This window comes from Halomonas sp. PBN3 (assembly GCF_000475415.1).
Classification (GTDB): Bacteria; Pseudomonadota; Gammaproteobacteria; order Pseudomonadales; family Halomonadaceae; genus Halomonas; species Halomonas shengliensis.
The window spans coordinates 26,768-32,802 of sequence record NZ_AXCA01000124.1 but is presented as its reverse complement, the minus strand read 5'-3'; the positions used below and the strand labels follow the sequence as shown (position 1 = coordinate 32,802).

Below are 6,035 nucleotides of genomic sequence, written 5' to 3'. Positions count from 1 at the left end.
GGCACCCGGGTGGCGGAGTTCCCCACCACGCGCGAGGCGGCCGAGGCCTCCCACCGTCACGGGCTGGCGGTGATGATGGGCGCGCCCAACGTGGTCCGCGGCGGATCTCACTCTGGCAATATCGCCGCAGCGGAGTTGGTATCCCTTGGCGTGCTCGATGTGCTGTCATCGGACTACTACCCGGCGGCGCTGCTGGATGCCGTCTTCCGCATTGCCGCCACGGAAGGGGGTTACTCTCTGCCACGGGCCGTGGCCACGGCCACCCGTACTCCGGCACAGGCGGTGGGTCTGGAGGACCGCGGGCGACTGGCCACAGGCCTTCGGGCCGACCTGCTGCGAGTGCGGGTGGTGGATGAACATCCGCTGGTCCAGCGGGTGTGGTGCGCCGGACGGCAGGTGCACTGATGGGCCGGCTGATTTATCTGGTCGGAGCCAGTGGTGTGGGCAAGGACACGCTGCTGGCTGCTGCACGTCAGCGCTATCCCGAGTGGCTTGTCGCCCACCGCTACGTGACACGGGAGAGCGGAGCGTCGGAGAACAGCGTCGCCCTGACACCGGAGGAGTTCCTGGCCAGACAGCACGCTGGCCTGTTCGCACTGAGCTGGGAGGCCCATGGCCTCCACTATGGCCTGGGCATCGAACTCGACGCCTGGCTGGCTCGCGACCGTGTGGTGCTGGTCAACGGCAGTCGGCGTGCGTTGCCATCGGCCAGGGCGCGTTTCGGTGCGGCGCTGAAGCCGGTGGTGATGATCGCCTCGGACGAGGTCCTGCGCGGGCGGTTAAGACGCCGCGGGCGAGAGGACGAGGCCGAGATCGAATCCCGTCTGGCCCGCCATCGCGAGCTGCGTGATGCGTTGCCCGAGGTACCGCGCCTGGATAATGGGGGGCCACTGGATGGGACCTTGGCGGCCCTGGAGCGGCTGGTCGTCGGGGAGGTCATGGCGTGAAGTTTCGCTTCACCGGCACCGGCGACAGCGCCCAGGTGCCTTGCTTCGGCTGTGACTGTACCGCCTGTGCAAGGGCGCGGGTGATCACCAGCGCCCGGCGCGGGCCCTGCAGCGCCGAGGTCGAGGTCGACGGACATCGCTACCTGCTGGATGCCGGAGAGATGGACCTGGCCGAGCGCTGCCAGCGACATCGCCCTGACGCCATCCTGCTCACCCACTATCACCCCGACCACGTGCAGGGGCTGCTGCATCTGCGCTGGGGGTGTGGCGAGTCGATCCCTGTCTATGGCCCCAAGGACCCCCAGGGATGTGCCGACCTCTATCGTCATCCCGGTGTGCTCGACTTCCAGGTGCCTCTCAAGCCCTTCAAGCCCTTGTCGCTCCCGTCGCTGACGGTGACGCCGGTCCCGCTCAACCACAGTAAACCGACGCTGGGCTACTGTCTGGATGATGGGGGAGGACGGCTGGCCTACCTGACCGACACCTGTGGCCTGCCCGGGGCGACCGAGCGCTTCCTGCGTGAATGGCAGCCGGACGTGGTGGTGCTGGACTGCGGCTATCCGAGTCGCGTCAATGAGCCCCGCAACCACAATACCCCGGCACTTGCCGTGCAGATCGTCGAGCGGCTGGCGGTGCCGATGGCCTATCTGACCCACATCAGCCACGAGCTAGACCGGGAGCTGATCGAGGGGGGTTGCGCTTTTCCGGCCAATGTGCGCGTGGCACACGACGGTGAGGAGGTGAATCTGTTCTGTGCGTCGATGCTCACGGTGTGAGCCACTGTGACCTTCACCGAAACCTCTTGGAAGCTGTACTGCGTTGTAGAATCAGGATCAACACGGTGTGGCAGAGAGGATCTCTGGTTTAAACGTCGTCTATTCCCAACGTGATGTGGAATAGATCACGTTGGAACCATACTGCGTTGTAGATTCAGCACGGTGTGGCAGAGAGGGTCTCTGGTTCAAACGTCGTCTATTCCCAACGTAATCCGGATTAGATCACGTTGGAGGCATGCTGCATTCCAGGCTACGTTGCCCTGTTCTGCGCGCGCCGGCCATCCTCCCGTCCGCGGGGGGCTTTCACCTCAACGGCGCGGGAGCCGAACTGCGTCGTAGATTCAACACGGTGTGGCAGAGAGGTATGTGGATCAAACGTGGTCTATTTCCAACGTGATGTGGATTAGATCACGTTGGAGCCATACTGCGTTGTAGAATCAACACGGTATGGCAGAGAGGGTCTCTGGTTCAAGCGTCGTCTATTCCCAACGTGATGTGGATTAGGTCATGTTAGAGATACTGATGGCCCAGAAGCCTGTGATGTCTTGTGGCAAGAATCACTGCAACAATTCCAGGGGTGTAAAGCTTGCCATGGCGGTGTGGCTGGCTGTGGATAGCAACTCTTTGGGCACAATTCGAGCAATGGGCACCATTGCGCGAACGGCTACTGGTGAGTCATAGCTTTTTATCCCTTTTTACGCAAAAATTGATAACTCCATAAGCTATTGTAATTTATAATCTTTTTAAGATTCATGAGGGACAGGTTTTGTGAGCTGAAGTAGGGGAGTATCCCTGGATACCTTAGCACGCTAATTGAAATGTCCAGATTGTAGTTGCTTCCGACGTATTGGTGATGATGGCAGCAGGTGGAAGGGAAGGCACCATCAGTAAAGTCCGGTGCCTTCCCCAGACGGGTTAGCTATTTATGAAGCTGCTTTCCTGTCGCGCTCTTTGATTTTTTCATTGATCCAGTCCTCGATCTCCTCCTCTATCCAGGCTACCGAACGCGGACCGATCTGAACCGGCTGGGGAAAATGGCCGTCGGTGATAAGGCGGTGCAGGGTGGTGTTGCTGATTGCGCAACGCTCCAGAACCTCATGGCGACGCAGGAAAATCCAATGACTCATTTTCAACCTCCTTGGAATGCATTTTCGATGCTGCATCCCTAATACAGGGGTCAATTTGCTTGGATTTGCGATGGCAGCGGCAATTTTTCATTCGCCTTCCGTTATCCGCCGAGGCCTTCATCGAGTGGGTGCTGATCGACGGCCTGGACAGGCACCGCAGGACACTACCGACGCGTCGCATCGGTCTGCAAAAGGACTACATTAAGCCTATCCCCCATTGGCTGAGCTGCCTGATGCTCGACCGGGTGACCGGACCCGGCAGGGCTATCGCAGATGGAAGCACCGCTTACGGCTTTCCCGGCACCAGGGCTCAGAGCGCCGGCACGCGAGGACCGGCAGAGACAGCAGCTCAAATAACCAAAGGCTATTGTAAAAACGCCTTCTTATTCTTTAATGTGTATCCAGCAGCGACACAGACGTCGCGATCCCTTCCCTGACTTCAGCAGATATACAGGAGCTACCCATGCTCAAGCGCTTAGCCCTTACCGCCATGGCCGCAGGCCTGATGACCGCTGGCGGCCTGACCCAGGCCGATGAGCACACCATCAAGGTCGGCATGTCTGGCGGCTATTTCCCCTTCACCTTCGTTGAGCAGGACAAGCTTCAGGGCTTCGAGGTCGACGTGATGGAGGCAGTGGCCGAGGAGATGGATAGCGAGGTCGAGTTCGTCACGGCAAACTTCTCGGGGCTATTTGGCATGCTCGAGTCCGGCCGGATCGATACCATCGCCAACCAGATCACCATCACCGAAGAACGCACCGCGAAGTACGTCTTTACCGAGCCCTACGTCTACGACGGCGCCCAGGTTGTGGTCCGGGAAGGCAACGAGGAGATCCAGAGCGTCGAGGACCTGAAAGGCAAGACAGTCGCCGTCAACCTCGGCTCCAACTACGAGGAGCTGCTGCGCGAACTGCCCTACGCCGACGAGATAGACATCCGCACCTACGAGAGCAACATCGAACAGGATACCGCCCTGGGACGTGTCGACGCTTTCGTCATGGACCGGGTGAGTGCCAGCCAGGTCATCAAGGAGAAACCGCTGCCCCTGGCACTGGCCGGCCAGCCCTTCTCCGAGATCCGCAACGCCCTGCCGTTCCGTGACACCGAAGAGGACCGAGCCTTGCGTGACCGGGTGAACGCCGCCCTGACCAGCCTGCGTGAATCGGGTGAGCTCGCGGCCATCTCGGAAGAGTGGTTCGGCACCGACATCACTCGCCGCTGAGGCACTGAGCCGCTTCCATGCAAGTACTCGACGTCGACTACATGCTGGGGTTGGTGCCCATCCTGCTGCGCTACCTGCCGCTGACCCTGCAGATGGCTGCCGTGGGGATGGCGCTGGCGCTGGTGCTGGCCTGCGGCCTGGCAGTGATCCGCGTGCTGCGCATCCCGGGCCTCAACGCCGCCACCCTGCTGTTCATCTCCTTCTTTCGCGGCACACCACTGCTGGTGCAGCTGTTCCTGTTCTACTACGGCTTGCCCCAGCTGCTGGCCTTCCTGACCCAGATCAACGGCATTACCGCCACCATCATGGGCTTGACCCTGCACTTCTCGGCCTACATGGCGGAATCGATCCGCGCCGCCATCGTGGGGGTCGACCGCAGCCAGACGGAGGCGGCCCTCTCCATCGGCATGACCAATGGCCAGCTGATGCGTCGCATTGTGCTGCCCCAGGCCACACGCGTGGCGGTGCCCACGCTGATGAACTACTTCATCGACATGATCAAGGCGACCTCCCTGGCCTTCACCCTGGGGGTCACCGAGCTGATGGGCGCCACCCAGAAGGAGGCCGCCGGTAGCTTCCTCTACTTTGAGGCCTTCATCACGGTGGCGATCTTCTACTGGGTCATCGTCGAGCTGCTGGCCTGGTTCCAGCGGCGCCTGGAAATCCGACTCAACGAGGCGTATCGCCGATGATCAAGGTAACTGGACTCGTCAAGCGCTTCGGAGGAACCGCCGTGCTCGACGGCATCGACCTGGCTATCGAGCAGGGCGAGATCATCGTTGTCATTGGCCCCTCGGGGACCGGCAAGTCCACACTGCTGCGCTGCTTGAACTTCCTCGAGCGCCCGGATGCCGGACGGCTGACCATCGGCGATCTGGACGTGGACGTCACCCGAGCCAGCCGTGCTGACATCCTGACCGCCCGGCGGCGCACGGCCTTCGTTTTCCAGAACTACGCGCTGTTCGCCAACAAGACGGCGCTGGAGAACATCGCCGAGGGACTGATCGTGGTCAATCGCTGGCCGAAGGAGAAGGCGCATGCGCGGGCCAGGGAGATCCTGGAGCGCATCGGCCTGGCCGACAAGGCCGATGCTTACCCCGCCTCCCTGTCAGGTGGACAGCAGCAGCGAGTCGGCATCGGCCGTGCCATGGCGGCCCAGGCCGAGGTGATCCTGTTCGACGAACCGACCTCCTCGCTGGATCCGGAATGGGTCGAGGAGGTTCTGAACCTGATGAAGCAGCTGGCGCGCGAACGCCAGACCATGCTGGTCGTCACTCACGAGATGAGCTTCGCCCGGGACGTCGCGGACCGGGTAATCTTCATGGAGGGGGGGCGAATCGTCGAACAGGGGCCCCCCGACCAGCTCTTCAGCTCACCACAGGATCCCCGGACACGAGATTTCCTGCACAAGGTTCTGGCAACCCAGGTAACAATCGACACCCCGACCTGAGCCGAATTCCTGCCAGGGCTATCGCAGTTGAGCGAACTGGCGATTGAGGTTCAGCAAGTAGTCGTCATTCCAGCCTGTCTGCTTTCGCTTACCTTTCATTGCCCCTTTGGAAGGCTCTAACTTGGCCACGCTGAACGCCAGTCGGCGCAGCATGGCTAGGTTTTCAAGACCATGATCTCGGCGGTGGCGACTCGGGTCTTCCTGCATGGTGACGTCAAGCGCCCAGTGGAGGTGATTCTCTACTGCGATAGCCTTGGGCTGGGTTTACAGAACCGCATCGGCGAGGTACTTTGAAGTTGCTGGGGCCATATGCCCAGCCGACCTTGGCCGGTCGAAATACCAAAGGCGCACCAGCGCCCATGTTGACGGCGTTTTTTTGTGCTCGTCAGTTATGGCGGCTGTGCGTGGGAACCCTTCGGGGTTGCCGGTTTCCTTTGGTGCCGGTCGGCCAACCTGCGTGCAGTCGCCTCCATTCGTTGTTTGGTCGCAACCGGGGGTGACTCTGAACCAAAG

General features: G+C 61.1%; 7 protein-coding genes. 6 read left to right on the top strand and 1 reads right to left on the bottom strand.

Annotated features, from left to right (window positions below):
* From Q673_RS24635 to phnP, 3 genes are all read left to right on the top strand, one after another.
* A partial coding sequence (locus Q673_RS24635; RefSeq protein WP_023005343.1) for an amidohydrolase family protein occupies positions 1-405 on the top strand: 405 nt, incomplete at its 5' end.
* A complete protein-coding gene (gene phnN, locus Q673_RS24630) occupies positions 405-947 on the top strand; it encodes a ribose 1,5-bisphosphokinase (RefSeq protein ID WP_023005342.1) in 543 nt (180 codons plus the stop codon). The genes Q673_RS24635 and phnN, both read left to right, overlap by 1 nt.
* Complete coding sequence (gene phnP / locus Q673_RS24625) at positions 944-1,723, top strand: phosphonate metabolism protein PhnP (protein ID WP_023005341.1); 780 nt, start codon at positions 944-946, stop codon at positions 1,721-1,723. The genes phnN and phnP overlap by 4 nt, the downstream gene beginning before the upstream one ends.
* A 923-nt stretch (positions 1,724-2,646) precedes the next feature.
* On the opposite strand, the gene Q673_RS24620 is transcribed toward phnP, so the two are convergent.
* On the bottom strand, positions 2,647-2,850 hold the full coding sequence (locus Q673_RS24620; protein ID WP_023005340.1) for a helix-turn-helix transcriptional regulator: 204 nt from the start codon (positions 2,848-2,850) through the stop codon (positions 2,647-2,649).
* 463 nt (positions 2,851-3,313) lie between these two features.
* Here Q673_RS24620 and Q673_RS24615 point away from each other — a divergent pair, with 463 nt between their 5' ends.
* Genes Q673_RS24615 through Q673_RS24605 form a run of 3 tightly spaced genes read left to right on the top strand, consistent with a single transcriptional unit; the run spans position 3,314 to position 5,522 of the window.
* On the top strand, positions 3,314-4,072 hold the full coding sequence (locus Q673_RS24615; RefSeq protein WP_023005339.1) for an amino acid ABC transporter substrate-binding protein: 759 nt from the start codon (positions 3,314-3,316) through the stop codon (positions 4,070-4,072).
* A gap of 17 nt (positions 4,073-4,089) precedes the next feature.
* Positions 4,090-4,764, top strand: coding sequence for an amino acid ABC transporter permease (locus Q673_RS24610; protein ID WP_023005338.1), 675 nt, complete (start codon positions 4,090-4,092; stop codon positions 4,762-4,764).
* Entirely contained in the window at positions 4,761-5,522 is a 762-nt protein-coding gene (locus tag Q673_RS24605) for an amino acid ABC transporter ATP-binding protein (RefSeq protein ID WP_023005337.1), read from the top strand. The genes Q673_RS24610 and Q673_RS24605 overlap by 4 nt, the downstream gene beginning before the upstream one ends.
* Positions 5,523-6,035 lie beyond the last annotated feature (513 nt).